This is a genomic window from Vibrio sp. 10N.261.52.A1 (assembly GCF_002876325.1).
Classification (GTDB): domain Bacteria; phylum Pseudomonadota; class Gammaproteobacteria; order Enterobacterales; family Vibrionaceae; genus Vibrio; species Vibrio chagasii.
Genome location: NZ_MCYD01000785.1, coordinates 1 through 2,709, shown reverse-complemented (window position 1 = coordinate 2,709; position 2,709 = coordinate 1). Strand labels below are relative to the sequence as shown.

Sequence of the window (2,709 nt, the reverse complement as noted above, 5' to 3'; positions counted from 1 at the left end):
CAACTAATCCAGTAATCAAAAACCGGTACCCAACGGGTACCGGTTTCGATAAAGAAGTAAAACACCAATCAATTAAGCTCAGGTGGAAGGGTCAGTTTAAAATTACGAATGACCTTATTAAAGGTTGGCGTTCCCTCATCAGGCAATAGGTGAGCCCCATCGCTTTCCAGTGCATCTCTAGCATCACCATAGATAACCCAATCGATAGAAGCCGTGTATCGTTGAAGTTGATAGAAAACCTTAACAAGTGTACTAAACTTATTCTCCCTCGAAGCTCTTCGAAGGCCATTCAAGTAACTGTCCCTATGGACTGTTGGCACGATCAGTTTGTATTGGTCATTGGAATGTAAGACCGAATTCATCATTATTCGAGAGAGCCGGCCATTACCATCATCGAAAGGGTGACACTCTGACACTAAGAACTGCATAAAGATTGCAGATTCAAGACCAAACTTAACCGTTTGATAGATCTCAAAACCTTTCGTTAATGTACCAATGACATCCTCTGGTAGAACAAAAGTACTGGTACCCGCACGGTTTACCTTTGACTTGAATACGCCAGGATTTTTGTCTTTTCTCTCAAGCATCATGTCGAAGTGTCTCCGCTGAAGCTCTTGAAGAAACTCTTCCGCCGTTTCAGGGAACGAGCTCATTTCTTGATATTCGGATACTTGCTGGAACACCGCGGAAACATCATGGCTATCCTGATGCCTATCCCCAACACTCTCATTTAAAAACACAATAGCCTCAGCTTCATCGATCTGAAACTCTGTTCCCTCAATGAAATTGGAAAAGTAGCTTTCAAAGAATGCAAGGTGCTTCCAACCCGGCTTCGTATACGTATATGGTATTTCTGGTAACACACAACGGTTTAGGAAATCAGCCAACGCTTGAAACCGCTCTATTCGGATAACATCATACGGCTCACGCTTTGCAGTAGCGATCGCGACAGAACTCTTCAACGTACCCTCAATAGAGTTAGTGTTGAGCAATGAGGAAATGATTTCATTCAACTTACCAAACTCTTTATTGAAGCCATTTTCGTTAGCGAAATTCCTAGCCACATCGCGAATGTGGTTTAGCTCATTCTCCCCCCCCCCCGTCCTTCTCATGACGATAGACAGACGCTCCTCAACCCACTCCTGTCCTAGTGATTTAGTTAAAGCCCCTCTACTCAGTGACAGATTTTCCAAAAACAGCCTTGAAGGAGCACTACGGTGCATTGTCGGCAAGAAAGGCTCTGTTAGATCAGATGTGGAACCAGGTTGAATATCAATGGTTAGAACTTGAGCGACGTGTATTTTTCTTTGCTGTTTAATATTAGATGTGACAACAACAAGCCCACCCTTTGGTTGCAATTCATGAGCGGTTCGGTGTGAAGCGATTGCATCAGGCTGCAAGTACTTTACGACCTCATACCACCTAGACAACAACAAACTTTCCAGTTCACTCGGTTTTGCATCCGTGTAAATCCCTTGGTGAACCCTTGCTATTAGACCTGACTTTGCTTTCTTGGCTAAATCTTTTGCAGATTCAGTTTGGTTTGAGAAATATAAATTTGGCATGAAGCCTCCCATGAACTCTTTTCATGCATTTTATAAAGCAGATACATACTAAACAAGGAAAAGTGTCAGAATAAAATTGTAGCATTTAGGGTTAGCGCTCAGGAGAAATCCTAATCCCAGAAACAACCAGATGTCGTCATCAATAGTGGCAGCACTATTAAGACGAGGAGCACCCTCAAAAATTTATGCATAAATATTCCTATTCCATTCCATAGATTGGTTAGGGATATACGCAACCCAGCAACTTCGAAGACAAAGTAAGATCCATAACGCCTTGGATGCTGCAAACTTGTCAATGGTCGCTATCGGGGCGAGTGAAACTATGCGAGGTGACTCGATAGAACTCCTCTGATCTGTGTTATAAATGTAAAAAAAGCATCCAATGGGTGCCTTCTAGGTATGTATTTATTGCTCTTTACTCTAAAGGTGGCAAGGTGAACGAGCTCTATGTCGGCACTTCGCCAGGCTTTAAGAGATCGCACATCCGCCAAGAGGATGATGATGTCTATGCCTTGGAGTTTAGTGCCTATGAAGCGTCAGCCAAAGATAGCGGCTGGCTAGATAAATCACTTCTTGCGTTACCTTCAGTGAAGCGGATTAAAGGAGAGAACTTTGAGCTGATCAAAGAAGATGACACCAGGAACTGGAGCGGTGCTCCACTGACGGCAGAGTATCGTTAGAAGCTTGAAGTAGGTTCATCATTATAGCTTCAGCAATACGCTATGTAGTGCTTTCATCATGGCATAGAAAAAAACCAATGAATTGTCACATGGATAGAGCTTTCACTTTAAGTAGTTTCTGTCCAAAACCTTCTTAAGATTCCGGATTTCAGATAATCGCCGGTAACTGTGACCTCATCATTTTTAGCCTATGTTTTTGGAAGAGCAAAGTTCCCCCTATTTTTCATTCTTGACCATACACCACGTCAACACAATGGCATCCTGCTCCCCAATGGGGTCGAACGACTGTCTTGTGAAAACTTCATCCAGCAAATATTGAAAAAAAAATGTCCAATGGACTACCCTGTTTTTTTGCCTGCCAGAAACTCATCGACTTTATTATCGATATCAGATTTCACCTGTTGCCTAAAAGGTTTGGATTCTTTTTGTTCTCGGAATAATTTTTCAGAGCTATCGTCAAATCT

The 2,709-nt window shown here is 42.5% G+C and carries 2 protein-coding genes; one reads left to right on the top strand and one right to left on the bottom strand.

Annotated elements, in window-relative coordinates:
* Window positions 1–68: 68 nt before the first annotated feature.
* Window positions 69–1,565, bottom strand: a complete 1,497-nt coding sequence (locus BCT81_RS16350; RefSeq protein ID WP_102425120.1) for a Fic family protein — start codon at window positions 1,563–1,565, stop codon at window positions 69–71.
* A gap of 386 nt (window positions 1,566–1,951) precedes the next feature.
* Here BCT81_RS16350 and BCT81_RS16345 point away from each other — a divergent pair, with 386 nt between their 5' ends.
* Window positions 1,952–2,245: a hypothetical protein gene (locus BCT81_RS16345; protein WP_133152643.1), complete on the top strand. Its 294-nt coding sequence runs from the start codon at window positions 1,952–1,954 to the stop codon at window positions 2,243–2,245.
* Window positions 2,246–2,709: the final 464 nt, after the last annotated feature.

What these genes read in the sequence shown, in the direction of transcription:
- BCT81_RS16350 (WP_102425120.1), bottom strand. Translation starts at nt 1,565, where the DNA reads ATGCCAAATTTATATTTCTCAAACCAAACTGAATCTGCAAAAGATTTA.